This window comes from Paenibacillus sp. GCM10012306 (assembly GCF_042649265.1).
Classification (GTDB): domain Bacteria; phylum Bacillota; class Bacilli; order Paenibacillales; family Paenibacillaceae; genus Paenibacillus_AQ.
Genome location: NZ_JBHRYW010000003.1, coordinates 692,304 through 711,218, shown reverse-complemented (window position 1 = coordinate 711,218; position 18,915 = coordinate 692,304). Strand labels below are relative to the sequence as shown.

16 protein-coding genes are annotated in these 18,915 nt (G+C 48.0%); 12 read left to right on the top strand and 4 right to left on the bottom strand.

Annotation, left to right across the window (positions count from 1 at the left end):
- The first annotated feature begins 66 nt into the window (after positions 1 to 66).
- From ACFORK_RS10655 to ACFORK_RS10640, 4 genes are all read left to right on the top strand, one after another.
- The gene (locus ACFORK_RS10655) at positions 67 to 744 is read left to right on the top strand and encodes a response regulator transcription factor (RefSeq protein WP_379198445.1); all 678 of its coding nucleotides are present in this window, start codon (positions 67 to 69) and stop codon (positions 742 to 744) included.
- The gene (locus ACFORK_RS10650; RefSeq protein WP_379198443.1) at positions 741 to 2,117 is read left to right on the top strand and encodes a sensor histidine kinase; all 1,377 of its coding nucleotides are present in this window, start codon (positions 741 to 743) and stop codon (positions 2,115 to 2,117) included. The genes ACFORK_RS10655 and ACFORK_RS10650 overlap by 4 nt, the downstream gene beginning before the upstream one ends.
- Before the next feature lie 107 nt (positions 2,118 to 2,224).
- A complete protein-coding gene (locus ACFORK_RS10645) occupies positions 2,225 to 3,331 on the top strand; it encodes an ABC transporter permease (protein ID WP_379198441.1) in 1,107 nt (368 codons plus the stop codon).
- Positions 3,328 to 4,008 (top strand): ABC transporter ATP-binding protein, encoded by a 681-nt coding sequence (locus ACFORK_RS10640; protein ID WP_379198439.1) that lies wholly within the window; start codon positions 3,328 to 3,330, stop codon positions 4,006 to 4,008. Before ACFORK_RS10645 ends, ACFORK_RS10640 begins: the two co-directional genes overlap by 4 nt.
- Positions 4,009 to 4,011: 3 nt before the next feature.
- Here ACFORK_RS10640 and ACFORK_RS10635 read toward each other — a convergent pair whose 3' ends face one another.
- The gene (locus ACFORK_RS10635; protein ID WP_379198437.1) at positions 4,012 to 4,905 is read right to left on the bottom strand and encodes a LysR family transcriptional regulator; all 894 of its coding nucleotides are present in this window, start codon (positions 4,903 to 4,905) and stop codon (positions 4,012 to 4,014) included.
- A 206-nt stretch (positions 4,906 to 5,111) separates the two neighbouring features.
- Here ACFORK_RS10635 and ACFORK_RS10630 point away from each other — a divergent pair, with 206 nt between their 5' ends.
- The 6 genes from ACFORK_RS10630 to ACFORK_RS10605 all read left to right on the top strand — a co-directional run bounded on the left by ACFORK_RS10630 (position 5,112) and on the right by ACFORK_RS10605 (position 10,183).
- On the top strand, positions 5,112 to 6,149 hold the full coding sequence (locus ACFORK_RS10630; protein WP_379198612.1) for a YeiH family protein: 1,038 nt from the start codon (positions 5,112 to 5,114) through the stop codon (positions 6,147 to 6,149).
- Between the two features lie 168 nt (positions 6,150 to 6,317).
- Positions 6,318 to 6,995: a hypothetical protein gene (locus tag ACFORK_RS10625; RefSeq protein ID WP_379198435.1), complete on the top strand. Its 678-nt coding sequence runs from the start codon at positions 6,318 to 6,320 to the stop codon at positions 6,993 to 6,995.
- 4 nt (positions 6,996 to 6,999) lie between these two features.
- The gene (locus tag ACFORK_RS10620) at positions 7,000 to 7,143 is read left to right on the top strand and encodes a hypothetical protein (protein WP_379198433.1); all 144 of its coding nucleotides are present in this window, start codon (positions 7,000 to 7,002) and stop codon (positions 7,141 to 7,143) included.
- Between the two features lie 18 nt (positions 7,144 to 7,161).
- A complete protein-coding gene (locus ACFORK_RS10615) occupies positions 7,162 to 7,842 on the top strand; it encodes a response regulator transcription factor (protein ID WP_379198431.1) in 681 nt (226 codons plus the stop codon).
- Entirely contained in the window at positions 7,839 to 9,608 is a 1,770-nt protein-coding gene (locus ACFORK_RS10610; RefSeq protein WP_379198429.1) for a sensor histidine kinase, read from the top strand. The genes ACFORK_RS10615 and ACFORK_RS10610 overlap by 4 nt, the downstream gene beginning before the upstream one ends.
- 11 nt (positions 9,609 to 9,619) lie before the next feature.
- Positions 9,620 to 10,183 carry a hypothetical protein gene (locus ACFORK_RS10605; RefSeq protein WP_379198427.1) on the top strand — a complete coding sequence of 188 codons (564 nt, stop codon included), beginning with the start codon at positions 9,620 to 9,622 and terminating at the stop codon, positions 10,181 to 10,183.
- A gap of 181 nt (positions 10,184 to 10,364) precedes the next feature.
- Here ACFORK_RS10605 and ACFORK_RS10600 read toward each other — a convergent pair whose 3' ends face one another.
- The 3 genes from ACFORK_RS10600 to ACFORK_RS10590 form a co-directional block, all read right to left on the bottom strand.
- Positions 10,365 to 11,522, bottom strand: a complete 1,158-nt coding sequence (locus ACFORK_RS10600) for a HupE/UreJ family protein (RefSeq protein WP_379198425.1) — start codon at positions 11,520 to 11,522, stop codon at positions 10,365 to 10,367.
- A gap of 76 nt (positions 11,523 to 11,598) precedes the next feature.
- A complete protein-coding gene (locus tag ACFORK_RS10595) occupies positions 11,599 to 14,478 on the bottom strand; it encodes an S-layer homology domain-containing protein (protein ID WP_379198423.1) in 2,880 nt (959 codons plus the stop codon).
- Positions 14,479 to 14,647: 169 nt separating this feature from the next.
- A complete protein-coding gene (locus ACFORK_RS10590; RefSeq protein WP_379198421.1) occupies positions 14,648 to 15,736 on the bottom strand; it encodes a HupE/UreJ family protein in 1,089 nt (362 codons plus the stop codon).
- Positions 15,737 to 15,911: 175 nt separating this feature from the next.
- Here ACFORK_RS10590 and ACFORK_RS10585 point away from each other — a divergent pair, with 175 nt between their 5' ends.
- Positions 15,912 to 17,111, top strand: a complete 1,200-nt coding sequence (locus ACFORK_RS10585; RefSeq protein WP_379198419.1) for a YibE/F family protein — start codon at positions 15,912 to 15,914, stop codon at positions 17,109 to 17,111.
- 262 nt (positions 17,112 to 17,373) lie between these two features.
- Entirely contained in the window at positions 17,374 to 18,852 is a 1,479-nt protein-coding gene (locus tag ACFORK_RS10580) for an Lsa family ABC-F type ribosomal protection protein (protein ID WP_379198417.1), read from the top strand.
- The last annotated feature ends 63 nt before the right edge of the window (positions 18,853 to 18,915 follow it).

The window sequence follows — 18,915 nt, the reverse complement described above, 5'->3', positions numbered from 1 at the left end:
CTCTAATGTTGATACTATGGGAGCATTATATGATGTCCAGGTATGGCAGAGAGTGAGTGAGAAGAGATGAAGAAAATTCTAGTGACCGATGATGATATGAACATCCGTACTTTATTAAAGCATGTGCTAACGAGAGAAGGATATCAGGTGCTGGAGGCCAAGGATGGCCGGGAAGGAATTACGGTCTTAAAAGAGCACACGGTGGACATGGCGATTGTCGATGTGATGATGCCCCATGTCGATGGGCTGGAGCTATGCCAACATATCCGTGAGACGTATGATATCCCGATTATTCTTCTGACGGCACGTCAGCAGCTCAGTGACAAAGAGCAAGGTTACCTGCGGGGAACCGACGATTATTTGACCAAACCTTTTGAGCCGGAGGAGCTGTTGTTTCGGATGAAGGCGTTGTTCCGGCGTTATTCTGTGGCTTCCAACGATAAGATCCGCCTGAATTCCCTTGTCATTGACCGCAAAAATTATGAGATTAACGATGGGGATGATGTCCTGCTGCTTCCTGTAAAGGAATTCGAGCTGCTGGCGCAGTTAGCTCAATATCCGGGTCGGCTGTTCTCGCGTTCCGAGCTGATTGAGCTGGTCTGGGGGGCGGGGTATGAGGGAGATGAGCGGACGGTTGATGTACATATTAAACGGCTGCGGCAGCGGTTTGCGGCGTATCAAGATGATTTTGTAATTCGGACGGTGCGGGGCATCGGCTACAAGGTGGAGATGATCAACACATGAAATCTTTGTATGTTCGGATGTGTATTGTCTTTTGCTCTATCATTGTTGTGAGCAGTCTGCTCGGCTTCCTGATCTCTAATCTCTACTATCAGTCTCAGGTCAAGCCGGAGAACGATGCGAAGCTAACCGGGATGGCTGTACAAATCCAGCAGTTTATTGCCACGCACCCTGAGTCGCAAGAGGATTATTTGCAAAGCACGGCAGCCCTCGGCTACCGGCTCTACTTGACGGATGGAAAAGGCAACGAGCGCACCTATGGCGAGCCCTTCCGGGTCAAGGATCTGGAGAAAGAGCAGATCGACACAGTGCTTGGAGGTCAGATATACCACGGAATTGCTGAGTTTCCTAGCAAGCCGTTTATCACTGGTTTTTTTGACAACCAGCTGCGGAATTCAATTGGCGTGCCGATCAACACGGCGGCAGGCACTTATGCGCTGTTCCTACGGCCGGATGCTCAGGTTCAGTTCGGAGAGCTGCGGATCTTTTTTGCGATGATTATTGGGTTCACGCTTCTAATCAGTCTGGGCTTTGTGATGATCGGTGTACTTCATATTGTACGACCAATTACACGGCTGACTACAGCCACGAAGCGGATCTCCAAGGGCCGTTACGATATCAGACTGAACACATGGCGGAAGGACGAAATTGGCCAACTGGCTTCGCATTTTATGGTGATGAGCCGGGAGCTGGAACGGACGAACCAGGCACGGCAGGAGTTTGTCGCCAATGTCTCGCATGAGATCGAATCGCCGCTTACGTCGATACAGGGTTTTGCGCATGCGCTTAGAGAAACATCGCTGCCAGAAGAGCAGCGGCTGGAGTATCTCACCATCATTGACGGAGAGAGCCGTCGTCTATCCCTGCTCAGCAAGCAATTGCTTACTTTGTCTTCGCTGGACTATGATGCCGAGGCGCTGACTAAGAAAGACTTCGATTTGAAGGCCCAGTTACGTCAGGTTGTGCAGATTATGGAGTGGAGGCTAACGGAAAAGCAGCTCGCCGTACGTCTCAATCTGGCGGATATCAACATCCGAGCTGATTCCAATCTGCTCTATCAGGTGTGGATGAACCTGGTGTCCAATGCCATCAAATACACTCCTGTCGGTGGCTCCATTGCCATTACCTCCAAGCTGGTTGGGGGAAACTGCGTCGTATCGGTCACAGATACCGGTGAAGGCATCGCCGAAGAAGAATTGCCGATGATCTTCGACCGTTTCTATAAAGTCGACCGGGCGCGCACCCATGAGACGCATAGCAGCGGCCTCGGACTTGCCATTGTGCAAAAGATTGTTGAAGCACATGCCGGAACCGTGGAGGTTACGAGCAGCGTAGGTGAAGGGACGACATTCACCGTGACCCTCCCACTATTGTAAATAGTGGGTTTTTGTAATTCGTTATTCATACTCCGTTCATTTTCACTTTCTACACTGTAGCTATACAGAGTAGAAGGAGTGGTATTATGTTTTTAGCCCTGAGAGAGATGAGGCATTCCAAAGCCAGATATTCGTTGATCATGGTGATTATGCTCCTGGTCTCATTTCTGGTCCTGTTTGTCACTGGACTAGCAAGAGGCCTGGCCTATGCTAATATCTCCGCTATTGAGAACATGCCGGCGAATTATTTCGCGGTACAGAGCGATGCGGAGCATACCTTCAGACGTTCCGTTCTGGGCGATCCAGAGCTTGAAGCGGTTCGGGCCGTCACCGGAGAGGATAACGCAACCCCGCTTGCAGTTCAGATGAGCACGGTTACCGCAGGGAGTGGCAACGCCGATGACGTGAAGGCTGACATTACTTATTTTGCAGTAGATATGAACGGAATGTTGGCTCCTAAGGTGGTGCAGGGCGATAAGCTCACGAATGACACCACAGGCAGCGTGCTCGTAGACAAGAAGTTGGAGAAGTCCGGTATTACCATCGGAAGCACGCTCCGCGATCAGGCAACTGGCCGAAGTTTTACCGTAGCCGGATTCGTGAAGGACAGCTCCTATAGCCATACCCCTGTGGTTTATATCAATCAACAAGAGTGGCAGGAGATGAAGCAAGGTGCTAGCCAAGGAGAAGGTTCTCCGCAAGCAGCATCCTTTAATGTTATTGCACTGAAGATCACTGGTGATCAGGCCGCCGAGCTGAATGGCAAGCTGGATCATGTGGAGATTATTACCCAGAAGCAGGCGATCAAGAGCATTCCGGGATATTCCGCCGAGCAAGGCTCTCTACTCATGATGATTGTCTTCCTGTTTGTTATTGCTGCTTTTGTACTGGCTGTGTTCTTCTATGTCATCACCATTCAAAAAACAAGCCAGTTCGGCATTCTCAAAGCCATGGGCACCAAGATGTCTTACCTCGCCTGGAGCGTCGTAGGTCAGGTTATGATTCTGTCCATTGCGAGCTTGGTTATCAGTCTGGCGCTGACCTTTGGGATGAACATGGCGCTGCCGGCTTCGATGCCATTCCAACTTGAACCGATGACGATTCTGTGGACCAGCTTATTATTCGTAGGTATGTCCTTGTGTGGATCGCTCATATCGGTGGTACGGGTAGCGAAAGTCGATGCATTGGAAGCGATAGGGAGGGCTTACGCATGAGTGCGAAACTAACAATGAAGCAAGTAACTAAAACTTATGGTGACGGGGACACGACCATATCGGTGCTGAACAAGCTGAACCTGGAAGTTCAGGCAGGGGAATTCGTAGCGGTGCTGGGACCCTCGGGTTCCGGGAAAAGTACCTTTTTGTCTACAGCAGGTGCACTCCTCTCGCCGACCAGCGGTGAAGTCCTGATTGACGGGGAATCGTTAAAAGACAAGGATAAAAGCGCATTGACTCAGCTGCGGCTGGAGAAAATCGGCTTCATGTTCCAAAGCGCTCAGCTACTCCCGTATCTGAAGGTGGAAGAGCAACTCCTGTATGTCGCCAAGCTGGCGAAGCTTGGGACGAAGGAGTCCAAGCAGCGGGCAGATTACTTGCTGAAGCGCCTGGGGATCTGGGAACGGCGGAACCAATACCCAGAGGCACTCTCCGGTGGGGAAAAGCAGCGGGTCGCCATCGCCAGGGCGTGGATGAACAAGCCGGCGATTCTGTTCGCGGATGAGCCGACGGCTAGCCTCGACTTTAAGCGAGGCAAAGAGGTCGTCAGCATGATTGCCGACGAGGTAAAGAGAGAAGGTAAGGCAGCAGTGATGGTCACGCATGACGAGCGAATGCTGGAATGGTGTGATCGTGTACTGCATTTAGAAGAGGGAATACTGGTTGAAGGCGTTTAGCCTTCAGCCTTCTTTTTTGCCAAAAAGCAGCTTTTGCAAAAACACATCCACCGCCATCGAACGGGAATGTTCCTTATGACGGATGATGGAGAAGCTTCGCTCTAATTGCAGCTGCCGGATGCGTAGCTCAGTAATTTCACCCGCAGCAAGTTCCTTTCGTACCACCCATCTTGATAAAAGAGCGATTCCAAGCCCGGCAGCGACGGCTTCCTTCACGCCCTGACTGCTGGTGAAGACATGGGATCGCTTCGCTTCAATCCCCGTCTCCTGGATGAAATGGTCACTGAAGGCGCGAGTTCCTGAGCCTAGTTCACGTAGTACCCAGACCTGATTTTGTAGCATGGCCTGCTCTACAACAACAGATTCGGACAGCGGGTGATCAGAGGAGGCTACAACAATCATCTCATCCTTCATGTAAGGGATAATCTCAAGGTCAGTGGAAGCTTGCACTTCACCCTCAACAAAACCGATATCCAGCTGATTTCCTCGAATAGCCCCGATAATCTCCTGAGTGTTACCGATCGTGACCTGAATATTGACCTGTGGGTATTGGCTGGCGAACGCCGCAAGCTTCCCCGGTAAAATATATTCGCCAATCGTAAAGCTGGCCCCGATCAGGATACTGCCTGTGACCTCATCCTGAAGCAGTTGAATCTCCTGACGGGCGTCCTCGTAGTGGGACAAAATCCGCTTGGCATGTCTATAGAGAATGGACCCGGCTTCGGTCAGGGAGACTTGCTTCGGTGAACGGTGCAGCAGCTTGGCTCCAAGCTCATTCTCCAGATTCTTGATATGTAGACTAACTCCCGGCTGAGACAGGTTCAACAGCTCTGCGGCTTTGGAGAAATGACGTTGTTCTGCAACGGTTACAAACACGCGCAGTGCATCAGTGATCATTATAATCCCTCATTTTTAAAATAGATTCTGGGGCCTATTAGGCTTGTTACAGCCATTTTAGCATAGTTATTTCGTCTAATAATAAGTTTTTGTAATGATTATTATCGCAAAGTCGTATTTCCCTTTCGGCTTCACTCCTTCTATAGTGAGAGTATAATTTATCTCATTAAGGAAGTGCAACGAAGATGATGGGACTTACACACCGAATGTCTTTAAAAGGTATGAAGAACGGCGGATTTTTGCAGGGGATAGGTTTGACGATACTACTATCCATCATAGCTAAGGTGCTGTCGTACTTGCCATTTTTGAGCATCATGGGTCAATTGGTTATTGCGATTCTACTTGGTATTCTGTTTCGAGCGGTTTGGGGTGTACCTGTGCAGGCCCAGACCGGAATAGCCTTCTCCAGTAAAAAACTGTTAAGGTTCGGTATCATACTGCTTGGATTAAAGCTGAATTTACTGGACATCGTTCATGCGGGCTATAAAGTAGTGGCGATTGCTGCCATCAATATTGTGTTCACGCTTGTGGTTGTCTATGGATTGGCAAGGTGGCTCAAGGTCGACAAGTCCCTTGGGCTGTTGACCGCATGTGGAACGGCCATTTGTGGCGCTGCAGCAGTGGTCGCCATTGCACCACAAATTAAGGCGAAGGATGAAGAGACGGCAGTCGGTGCCGCTACGGTAGCCATTCTGGGCACTATTTTCACGCTTGCATATACACTGTTGTATCCGCTGCTAGGATTAACCGTAACTGGCTACGGGATATTCTCAGGGGCAACGCTGCACGAGGTAGCGCATGTTATCGCGGCGGCGGCACCGGGAGGTCAGGGAGCACTGGATATGGCGGTGATTGTGAAGCTGACACGTGTAGCGATGCTGGTGCCGATCGCTTTGGTTATTGGCCTTTGGGATGCGCGGCAGGCGCGTAAGGAACAAGCACAGGAACAACAAGGACAGGTCCATACATTCAAGTGGCGTGAGCTGCCGGTGCCATGGTTTATTTTTGGCTTTCTGCTCATGAGCGGGGTGAACACGCTGGGAATCATCCCAGGCGAGGTGATATCGGCTCTTCTCGTATTGTCCTATATGCTGCTGGCGATGGCCATGGCGGGCCTCGGACTGGGCGTAGATGTCGCTACCTTCCGGCGTCTGGGCAAAAAGCCTTTCTATGCTGGACTGATCGGGTCTATATTGCTCTCCATCCTCGGCTTCTTGCTCATTCATGCCTTTGGGCTGAATTAAGCCACTGCATAGCAGTAAACAGCGTCCTCCGTAATTGACGGAGGGCGCTGTTTTATTTTTAAAACCTCACAAGGACAAACCATATTGAAATAACACTTCATGTACACCTGTTGTACACATGCGGGGACTATACTTGGTTTATCAAATGACCCCTGGAGGTAATAAACAATGAAAAAAATCGCATTTTTGCTAGGACTCACAGTAGCTGCAACCGCATTGACAGGACCGGTATGGGCCGATCAAAAGGCTGGTTTCACAGAAGCTTTTTCCACTAAAGTAGCAGCAGCTTCTGCCGTACAGCAAAGCAACAATAATCCATACTACAATGCTGGGTTTGACGATCCTAAGGAATTCACGACCTTCCTAGCCAAACTACAAAAAGCAGTCTCTGAAGACAAAAGCAAAGAAGTTGCTGAGCTGATGTCCTATCCACTTAATTTGAACAAGGGCGGCAAAACCTTCCCCATTTACACCAAAGAAGAATTTGTGCAAAAATATGAGCGGATTATGACCGCTAATGTGCGTGCCAAGCTGCTGGCTCAGCAGCCGAATCAAGCCTTTTCCAATGCTAATGGCATCATGATCGGGGATGGAGAACTGTGGATCAGCAAGATCAATAATCGTGTGCTTGTGTATGCAGTCAACGTTATAGAAAATCCATATGAAGTAGCTGGGATCGATAATCCCTTCGCATTCACACACTTTCTGAGCAAGCTGCAAAAGGATGTAGCCGCCAATAACAAAGCAGCGGTAGCCGACAGCATATCCTATCCGCTGCGCGTGAACACTAAAGGAAAAAAGTGTGCAAATCAAAACAAAAAAAGAGTTTATCTCCCAATACAATAACATCATGACCGCTAAAGTGAAGAAGAAGCTGCTGTCTCAGCAGGAAGACAAGCTATTCGTGAACTGGCAGGGTGTTATGGTAGGCGACGGCGAGCTGTGGATCGGTCAAGTTGACAAGAAAATCGGTGTGATCGCGGTGAATCGGTAAATATGGAGTGTTCAAGACATGAAGAGAACGATTTTGCTGGTGGAAGACGATGTGCTGACACGGGAGTTTATAACGGACTATTTCAAGAAAGAACAATGGGAAGTCTATGAAGCGGAGAACGGACGGCAGGCGCTGGAGATTTTTGCACAGTCGATGGTTGATCTGGTGGTGCTCGATATTATGATGCCGGAAATGGATGGTTGGTCGGTGTGTAGACGGATTCGCCAGCAGTCGGATGTCCCGATTATTATCATCACGGCGAGAACAGAAGATGATGATCAGCTGATGGGTTTTGAGCTCGGGGCGGATGAATATGTGACCAAGCCGTTTAGTCCAAAGGTACTGGTGGCCCGCGCCACGGCCTTGATGAAGCGAACGGAAGGGACGATTGGGCGGAAAGGCGATACGTTGGTTTATGGAGAATTGTCGGTGAATCAAAAAGCTCATACGGTAACGTTAAGCGGTGAACTTCTCAACCTGTCGCCCAAAGAATACGATTTGCTGCTGATGATGATCAAAAATTATGGCATCGTTCTGTCCCGTGACCATATTCTGAACGCGGTGTGGGGCTTGGATTACTTTGGCGATCACCGGGCGGTGGATACCCACATCAAAAAGCTGCGGGCCAAGCTGGGCAGTGAAGGCACTTTGATCCGCACGGTCATCCGTTCGGGCTATAAATTCGAGCTGGAGCCATGAAGAAGAACGGGGTAGTTCTGAAGCTGTTCGTCGTGACCTCCGTGATGATTGTGATTGTCTTTTCCATTGCCATGCTGGTGGAAGGACTGTTCTTCGAACGTTTTTACCGCACGACCAAGATCAGCAAGCTGGAACAGAATGTACAGGATTTTGGCCGCCAGTATGGGGCGGTGCCTTCAGGTGGAGATCAAGCCGCTCGTCTGCTCGGAGACTTTATGAACCAGCATGATGTCAGTCTCGCGATATTCAATCATCAGTTTGAACGTATAAGTGTAGAGCCTTATTTTATTCGGATAGCTTCACCTGAGTCTCCTGCCGCAAGCATTACGATCCGCATATCATCGGACGGAACCATGCTGAACGATATTCCAGCCGGTCTCCATATCGGTGATCACCTGGTCGTAGACGGATTTTATATGGATGAAAAGGATACGATTATGCAGCCTGCAAAGCTACAGACGACCGGGTCACAGCCAGAGGAAGGATTGTCCCGTGTCACGGGCACGATCACGGATTTGTTGCTGCCTGAGGATCGGTCATTCAACCCATATTACCAAGATACGCTAATTCAGAACGCGCTTGGCGATTGGATGAACCAGATGGACAAAGACAGGGATCGTTTGACAAAAGGGCTTCCCGTTCAGATGGAATGGACCGACAAATGGAGCGGTATCGTGTACGCTGTGGTGGTTCTTTCACTTCCTGAAGCCGGAGAGGGAGGTCGTTATGTCTTTGCAATGACTTCGCTTCAGCCGGTCGGAGAAGCGGTTAGTATCCTGACCCAGTACTTTCTTTTTCTGGCCCCAGTGATTCTAATTCTGGTGACATTGCTATCTTTGATCTATTCCAGAATCGTCTCGTACCCGCTAGTAAAGCTCAGCAAGGCGGCTACACGCATGGCAAAACTGGATTTCAGCCAGCAGCCTTCAATTACTTCCAAGGACGAGTTCGGTGATCTGTCACGGAGCATGAATACATTGTCCCGAAATCTGGATACGTCCTTGAAGCAGCTTACGGAAGCCAACCAGGAACTACAGGAGGAAGTGGCTAAGAAGGAGCGCTCTGAGCAGCTGCGCAAGGAATTGATTGCGAACATCTCGCATGAGCTCAAGACTCCGCTCGGGATTGTCAAAGGCTTCGCAGAGGGACTGCAGGATGATGTGGCCACGGATAAAAGAGAGCGATACCTTAATCTGATTGTCAACGAAACAGATCGGATGAACGCCTTAATCATGGACATGCTGGAGCTGTCCAAATTTGAGGCCAAAGCTGTCCGCCTGAATCCCAAGGAGATTTATCTGGGACGTCTTGTACGAAATGTGACCTCATCGTTCGCGCATCAGCTGGGAAGCAAGAATCTTCACATCGATATCCTGGAGACCGAAGAATGGGCCGTGCAGGCAGACCCTAGGCGTATGGAACAGGTTATCCTGAATCTGTTGAGCAATGTCGTCCGGTATGCCGAGGAACATAGCACGATAAGAATTCAAATACAGCAGGAATCACCCGGCATTATTATGACTCGCATCGAGAATGATGGTCCGTCTATTCCTGAGGATGATCTGGAGCGGATTTGGGATCAGTTCTATCGTGCTGAACGCTCCCGGGACCGGAAGTTCGGAGGAACCGGCCTCGGACTTGCCATTGTGAAGAATATTCTGGACCTGCACGGAAGTCGGTACGGTGCCGAGAACACGAAGCAGGGCGTCGCCTTTAACTTTACGCTGGAACAAGCAAAGCCAATGATAATAGCAGAAGAAAGCTGAGGATGCATCAAATGAACAAAATAGCAACCATGAATGTGCTGGCAGTACTTGCAACAACACTACTACTGAGTGCTTGCGGAGCAAAACCGGAGTCTGCTGCCAATGGCGGTGCGCCCTCCCCTTCGCCAAATGCGGTGACACAGGGCGAACCTAACACCGTACCTACAGAAGAACCGGCAACAGCACCCACAGGGGCACCAACAGCAAAAGTGGCAAGCCCTAGCGATAATGGAAATAATGGAGTGACAGAGAAACAGATTCTGATCGTAATCGACCAGACACCCAAGCCCATTGAGGGAAATAGCTTTGATTTTTCCGTTAAGCAGCGGCCTGAAGGGTATGCATTGTCGCAGATGGAATGGAAATCGGATAAACATGATATCGTAAATACGCTGCAAGAAGCTGTGGAGCATGGTCAGAGCGGAGGCGATGGCTTCTACATCAGCGGTGACGGCCAGTTTATGGGCTTTATTTACCCGGATGAAATGAAGAAGGAGCAAGGTGAAGTGAAGTTCACCTTTAAGAACGATCAGGGTCAGGAACTGACGTGGAAAAAGACGATTACACTAAAATAACCGGAAAACAGAATTGAGCTACAGAGTAATAACGAAAGCCGCTTGCGCGGCTTTTTGTCTGTCCTTTTTCACGTTGGAGAACTTCAGGCGAGGTACATGGTAATGTCCCAAAACACCAATAATATTCTGCCGCCTCCTGCTCTATTTATAATAGAAGAAAGGCAATCAAATACGCCTGCTATCAGGCAAAAACCAGTCGTTGCAGCAACCAGACTCCGCCTAATAGAAAAGCAATCGACGAACCTGCGAGCACCGCACGCCTGGAGAATCTCCATTTATGTAGCAATCCTAGTACCGGAAGCAGAATTGCAATCAGGATAACCTGAACTGCCTCGATGCCAAGGTTAAAACTGACCAAATCTACGGCAAGCTGACTTTTGGGCAATTCCATCTCGGTCAAAATATCGGCGAAGCCCATCCCATGGATGAGGCCGAACAGAAACGTTAGTACCCAGCGGTAACTGACTTCTTTGCGAATCATATTGTCTATTGCCACGAAACAAATACTCAGCGCAATTGCCGGCTCGACGATTCTTGGCGAGAGACTGATGATTCCGAGTACTGTCAATGTCAGGGTAATACTGTGCGCAACAGTAAAGGCGGTGATCATAGCCGCATACTGCTTGAACGTCTGTCTGGCAAGAAGCAGGGAGAAGAGGAAGAGTAAATGATCATATCCGCTCAAAATATGGTTCATACCGAGTTTGAAGAAAGAGAACCAGCCTGACAGGACTTCCGTCGAATCAGAACCTTCGGATGTAATCTGCAAATCTTGCGGTAAACCCGCATAATCCTTGTCGCTGAGCACCATGGACCATTCACGGTACTTGCCGGATAAAGCCTGCGTAGTATTGGAGCTGCCATAATGAATGGTTAACAAATTAACGTAGTTGGCTGCGGCATCTTGGGAATACAGATGGTCTGTTAAGGATACGGATTGGGTGGCTTGAACAGGCGGGAAGGAGACCTTAAGCACGGCTTTTTCTGCACCTGATTCCTGTTCCAGTGTCAAACTGTGTACTTGAGTCCACTCTTGAGGCTTATTATTGATTAGGATCAGCAGATTTTCTTGCAGTAAAGCCTCAAGAAGGTCTTTCACTGCAGCAAATTCACTCGCCTCAAGCTTGCCATTCTTGTTGTCATCCCCGCCGATAAGCTCAATTACTGATAAGTCATCAAGGGCATAGGTCATTTCCAAGGCTGATTGGGTCAAAGTAACGGTAGTGTAACCGGCGCTGTACGCATGGGCATCCACTTGCCGTTCAAACGGTATCAGGAGAATGACCAGCGCTAGCACCAGACAACAGGAAAACTTTAATGCAGAATGAATACGGATCATCGTTCGTCCTCCCTGTAAAGAGTAACAGGAATACCGTTCATATGAACGGTATTCCCGTAAACCCTGTTGTCCTTCACTATTTATTGAGTAAGTTATAAATAACCTGAGCGGCTTCCCCACGCGTAGTGATTCCCTTAGGCTCAAATAGACCTTGGGCACGGCCGTTGATCAGCTGAAGTGCTGCGGCTTCCTTAACAAATTGCGCAGCCCAAGCTGAAATTTTCGCTTCATCGTTGAAGGTGCTGCCGGAGCTTACTGAAGACTTGCCATGCAGCTTTTCGTATCCGCGCATCAGCATGGTTACCATTTCTTCACGGGTAATATTTGTTTTAGAGCCGAATTGGGAAGGGCTAGTGCCTTGCACAATCCCTGCTTTGACCGCTGCCGCAACGGCATCGGCATACCAATCACCATTGTTAACATCTGAGAATGCCACGGTCGCCTTCTCTGTAAGACCGAGCGCTCTGACGAGCATTGCTGTGAATTCTGCACGCGTTACGCTGCGACCAGGCTCAAAGGAAGTAGCACTGGTTCCATTTAGAATGCCTTTGGAGACAAGATCATGAATTGCAGCAGCGGCCCAGTAGGACGCAGGAACATCCGTAAAGGTCTGTGTGTTTCCTTTTCCAGGTGCTGGTGTAGCGACTGGTGCCGCCGTAGCGCTTGCTGCTGGTGCAGTCGTTGCCGTCGGCGCAGGTGTTTTTGTCGGTGAGGCTGTAGGTGAAGCAGTTGGCGAAGTATTCGACCCCGATCCCGACGAAGGTGCGTTGGTTGGCGCAGGCGTAGGTGAAGCAGATGGTTTGGTTGTTGGTGCAGTTGTAGGTGCGGTAGTTGGAGCAGTTGTAGGTGCAGCAGTTGGGGCTGTAGTTGGTGTACCACCACCTGAAGGTGCAGCTACGACGACTTTACTGATGTTACTGACAAGATTTGATCCATCCAGTGCTTTTGCAGTGATTTCAACTGTTCCTGCCGACTTAGCTGTCACTTTGCCGTTTGCATCAACGGTTGCGATTGAATCATTGTTGGAGATCCAACTGATTGCCGGATTCGTTGCATCTGCTGGTGCGACAACGGCGGTCAGATTAGCTGTTTCGCCTACGTTTAAGCTAAGCGCATCTTTACTTAGTGTGATTTCACTAACTTGGGTACCCACCGCTACAGACGCTGTTTCCACATCCCGGTTGGATGGGACAGCGATGTGCTTATTCTGCGTCGTAAGGGCTGAAGCACTAAGCTTCACACTAGCTACTGCAGGGTTTTTCGGATCGACAAGCTTGAAGCTTAGTTTAATCAAATCTTCGTACTTGCCATAAGCCTCAGAACGGAAAGGCGTTTCAGGATTGGCTTTGATATTAACCTCACCTGGTTTTTCGGTGATGGTCAGTGTACCCAGGGTTGCTGAGACTGCTGAAGCACTATCGAACTTGATTTTCGTACTGTCATACGTAAACGTAGTATCAAGATTCTTCACGGCATTGGCGTTGCTGATCGCGTAATTGAAGTCAATTGCTGCCGAAGTATCTTTCTGTTGTGTCGTATTGGAGTACACTTTTACACTTTCTGGTTCTTTTACGAATCCGTAAGTGTCGAGCTTCTCTAGCGTATCCGAACGGAATGTATCCACTGTAATGCTGGACGGTGTTACTTTGATCGTGGAGAACGTTGGAGTATGAAGCTGGCTCCGGCTGGCCGAATATCTTTCCGGGGTTGTGTTCAATTCGTAGTATTTACTTCCGCTTGCCGAGTTGGCAGTAACGTAAGTGGAGCCGTTAGGGTTGACGTCTCTGCCTTGGCTATCTACCAGCTGTCTGCCCTGAACATTATCTCCGTTCATGACATAAGTTCTGACATAAGAGTGGTCATGACCCATGAAGATCATATCCACATCCAAAGCATCAAGCGTAGGGAAGAGTGCTGCCCGCAGATTGAGGATTACTTGCTCTGTAGAGTGGGCTTGTCCACCGCCATAAATGTCGTGGTGGAACGTAACGATTCTCCACTTCGTATTGGGAACAGCTTGCACAGTATCCTGCATGAATTTGGCATGCTCAGCACCATTGGAATTATTGGTGTCCAGTACCATAAACAAGGTGTCGCCGTAGGTGTAGTAGTAGTCACCGCCATAGGTATTGTCGGCAAGGACATCTTTATTGCGATTATCTTTCATCATGCCGAGGGTCGACTCGTTGGGCACGTTGAAATGATATTTGTAATTGACGTTGACATCATGATTGCCGACGACAGTTGCCATAGGCAGGTTTCTTAGCACATCAGGACTTTCAAAGGCATCATATTCTGTTTCAAGAGAGGTGCTGGACTTATTCTCAATCTGATCACCTGCGGACATGATAAAGCTGAAATTGGGGAAATTCTTTACGGCTTGGTTGAGTGTTTTCGTCCATCCGTAAGTATCATTGGTTACGCTGCCTGAGGAGCCGATCTGCGGATCGCCGACAAACATGAGGGTGTAGTTGGTAGGATCTTGGGTGGTGTAATTGTAGACTGGGCTCCAGTGGTCTTCATTGCCATCTCCGACACGGTACACATACTCCGTTTGGTTGGCCAGACCGGTGGCTGTTGCTTTGTTAGAATAATAGACCGAATCAGTAACTGTTGTGGCGGGTATTGCTGTACCTGTAAAGGTCATTACCTTGGTGGCTTCCGGAAAAGCCGTACCGTTCAAATCCGATTTTTTGGCCATCTGCACAATACTTGCTACCGGTTGGCCTGGGGATAGCCAAGCAAAGTTCAATTTGCTCTCATCTGCCCCGGGGTTAAGCGCAATATCCCTGATCGAATAAGGGAAGGAGGCGGCTCTGGCCACATTAAGCGGGCTGATCTTGGAATTAAAGCCTAAGATCCCCGGTGGCAACAACGCGATGATCAGGAGCATGGATAAAGCCAAGATACTGACGGTGTATACACGGCGTTTCTTTTGACTGAACCTCTTCAACATCTAACAACCACCCCTTGGACAATTTTGGACGCTCTAACGGTGTTTTCCTTAAGAGCACCTGTACCAATATAACTTGCAGTTGTTAAAAGTGATGCTAGACTCTATTAATTCCATGTGAAAGTGCGAGTACTCGGATCGGAAATTACATTTTGGCTGCCCGGCTAAGGATTTAGAAGAAAACCTTTATCGTAAAAGAGATTAGTCCGACGCACGCGGCTGCGCTCAAAATCAAGGGGGTGGCATATTTTACCTTCCGAAAACAATTGATGATGATTAATAAACTTAACGAAATGAGGACCACTGTGGCTTCAAGACCGGCATAAAAAGCAGTCACAGAAAGGGCGAAATGCCCACCGTCTTCTCTAAGTCCTATTAGCTGTTTGGCATACCAGAAGCCATGAATAATACCAAGTCCGCCGGCAATCCAGGGCAACTGCTTCATAGCCCGATTGTAATAAATACTTAACGCCAGAAAGACAACACTTAACGGAATCAAGGCATTCAACAAGCGATCAGGCAGGGCTATGACATGCAGACCGCTGAGAAGTAAGGTTATAGATTGGGTAATGGCAAATATAGCGAGAGTTCTGAGTGTTTGATTGTTGTTTTGAAATCCAAGGATCAGGATGGCGAGCACAAGAATCGATTCGTAGCTGCGGAAAAATTGATCTATCCCTAGTAGGGAAAAATATTGGAGTATACTGGGCAGCTTCATCTCGCCGACTTGCAGCTCCGTAATCTGGGCAATCAGCACAGCCTCTTTCTTCAGCTCCCCAAGGTTGAGATTGACATAATTCACATGCCATTGATCCCGGTCAAAGACGAGATTGTAGTCGAGCGTAAACTGCTGGGGATTTCTTTTGATAGGATACTCAATTACGGCTTCGGCAAAAGGTTGTACCTCGTTCTCTTTCTCTATGTAGCGAAACTGAGTCACTTTCCCTATCAGAGGTAGACTGTCACCATACAGTTTAATCTTCGTAAGCAGCAGGTGCTCCACCTCGGTCTGATGTTTGCTGTAAAATTTATTCAAGACTTCCTCAGTGGTCAAGGCAAGGTCGGGATCATCCGGATTCACCTCGGCCATCATGTCATACATGTCTAACTGGAGTACATATTTGATCGTGTTATGCTCCAGGGTAATCTCCGAATAGGCTACACTCACATTGCCGTGGGCTAGTGACACCGGTATGCCCGTACTTAACCAAACTCCACAAATGAGAAACGATAGTACCACGAGCCTGAGCCACTTTTTCATACGGATTGATGTCCTCCCACACCCATTTTTGATAGATTCACCGACGCACACATATTATCATCAAAATCTCATGAAATGAAAGCATGAAAAAATATTTCTTGTTAATCCTGAAATGATAGGATAGATTATTGGTGTAATCTGAGCGATGCTTATGGATAACAAATGGGGGTAGAGTATGCTGGCGTCTAAGAAATTAAGAGTCACGCTGTTCATCGTGTTTATTCTGTGTATCTCTTTAGGCATGTATCTGTTCAACCAGTCCTCCGAAATTAAGCACAACGAGCATGGGAGCAGTACCGCTTCCAAAACGTTCGAGAAAGCTAAAGTGTTACGCGTCATTAGCGAGAATTTAACCAGAGATTCTGAACGAGGCGATTTATACAACGGTTCACAAGAGCTTGAGATCAAAGTTTTAACCGGAGAACATCAGGGTGAGATCCACCAGATTACGAATAACGTCAGTGTATACCTCAATGTAATCGCCAAAGAAGGGCAGACCGTTATCGTTAACATTGATTCAGCCGACGCAACTTATTACATAATCTCTGTGTATAGTTATTATAGAGTTCCGTATATAGCAGCAATGATCTTGCTGTTCTTTGGGGTGCTGTGGTGGGTTGGCGGCAAAAAGGGCTTGAAATCTGTCTTGGGCATCATATTTACCTTTGCTTGCATTATCTATTTGTTCATTCCAATGTTGTATAGAGGCTATTCTCCCGTACTTGCTTCAGTGCTGGTTGTCATTCTGACGACCTGTGTCACCTTATTGCTGCTGAACGGATGGACCGCCAGATCCTGGGCGGCGATTTTGGGAACGATTTGCGGGATAACAATTTCAGGAGCGCTTGCCTATATTTTCGGTTCGTTAGTCCATATCTCCGGGTATAATACGGCAGAAGTAGACGTGCTTATCACGATCTCTGATGAGACAGGCCTACAGCTCGGCGGGATGCTCTTCGCAGGGATTTTAATATCCTCACTTGGCGCCATTATTGACGTAGCGATCTCTATTGCGGCGGCGGTACATGAGGTCTATAATACGAACCCTAATCTTTCGCAAAAAGAGCTCTTCAAATCCGGAATCAACGTTGGTCGGGATATGATGGGGACGATGGCCAACACGCTAATCTTAGCGATCACCGGGACTACACTTGCCTCATTGATGATCCTCTATGCCATAAAAACTTCGTTTAATCAGCTAGCCAATATGAATATGGTGACGATCGAAGTGATTCAGGGGATTGCCGGTTGCTTTGGGGTTGTTCTGACTGTGCCGATTGTCGCTTTTATTGCTGCAAAAATAATTCCGAGGTTCGAGAAAAAACTCGCTATGGGTAAGATTGGAGAGGCAGCGGATTTAAAAGTTGAAATTTAACGACACACATGTTAAAATTAACCTAATTATTTATGACAGGGGTTGAAAGGAATATGTAGGATTCTTGCGAAGCGATAAAACAACAAAAGCGATGATTTTTCGCATGTTTTATTTGTGATGCAAGAAAGTTACGTATTCTTTTCACTCAAACAATATCTTCTTATCTATGCCCTCAAGGGGTTAGATTTGTTGTGTTTATTTGAGCTACGAGAAAGTAACTTTCTTGTAGCTCTTATTTTTTTTTACACAAGGAGATGGTTGTATGTCATTAATTAATGTTACGAACCTCACGTTTGCCCATGAGGGCAGCTACGATAATATATTTGAGAATGTAAGCTTTCAGCTCGATACCAATTGGAAGTTAGGATTTACGGGCAGAAACGGCAGAGGGAAGACCACCTTTATGAACCTCTTACTCGGTAAATACGAATACAGCGGACATATTTCTGCTAAAGTCAGCTTTGATTATTTTCCGTTTCACGTTGAGCACAAGGAGTACCATACGATAGATGTCGTAGAGGAGATCTACCCGGATTATCAGCATTGGGAGTTGATGCGTGAGCTGTCATTGCTGGAAGTGTCTGAGGATGTGTTGTACCGGCCCTTCAATTCCTTATCAAACGGGGAACAAACCAAGGTGTTGCTGGCTGCTTTATTCCTGAAAGAGGATAGCTTCCTACTCATCGACGAGCCGACCAACCACCTGGACATGAAGGCAAGACGGCTGGTTAGCCGCTATCTGAACGGCAAAAGCGGTTTTATCCTCGTGTCGCACGACCGGTCTTTTCTGGATCACTGTGTGGATCATATCCTCTCCATTAACAAGACCAACATAGAGATTCAAAAAGGGAATTTCTCGGATTGGTGGGAAAACAAACAGCGTCAGGATCAATCGGAGCTGGCTGAGAACGAGCATCTGCGGAAAGATATCCGGCGTTTGTCAGAAGCAGCTAAACGAACTAGTGACTGGTCGGATAAAGTGGAAAAATCGAAAAATGGTACCCGGAATTCCGGCTCCAAATTAGACAAAGGATACGTGGGCCATAAGGCGGCCAAAATGATGAAACGTTCTAAAGGCATTGAGCAAAGACAGCAGGCGGCCATTGACGATCGTTCCAATCTGCTCAAAAATGTTGAAAGCTCCGAGAATCTGAAGATCTCACAGCTATCCTATCACAAAAACCAGCTTGCTGAGCTGATTGGAGTTTCGATCCAATATGGTGAGAAGACAGTTTGTGAGGATGTCAGTTTTACCATTGAGCAAGGCGAGCGGATCGCGCTTTCAGGGAAGAACGGTTCCGGTAAATCGAGCATTATCAAATTGATTTGCGGGGAAGAGCTTGATTATACTGGTACGTTCAGAAAAGGAAGTCAGCTTAAGATCTCCTATGTATCCCAGGACACTTCACATCTAGAGGGTAATTTGACAGATTATGCGAGGCGGAATGACATCGATGAGAGTCTGTTCAAAGCGATTCTAAGAAAGCTGGATTTCTCCAGAGTGCAATTTGAAAAAAACATCGAGGATTACAGCGGTGGCCAGAAGAAAAAAGTCCTGATTGCCAAAAGTCTGTGTGAGAAGGTCCATTTGCATATTTGGGACGAGCCGCTGAACTTTATTGATGTGATTTCCCGGATGCAGATTGAAGAGCTGTTGCAAGAATATGCACCGACTATTCTTTTTGTAGAGCATGATAGTGAGTTCTGCAACAATATTGCGACTAAGGTAATTGAGCTTTGATAAGGTGTAAAAGAGAATGAGCTTAAAGCCGCGTATATCGCGGCTTTTTTAGTGCGGCGATGT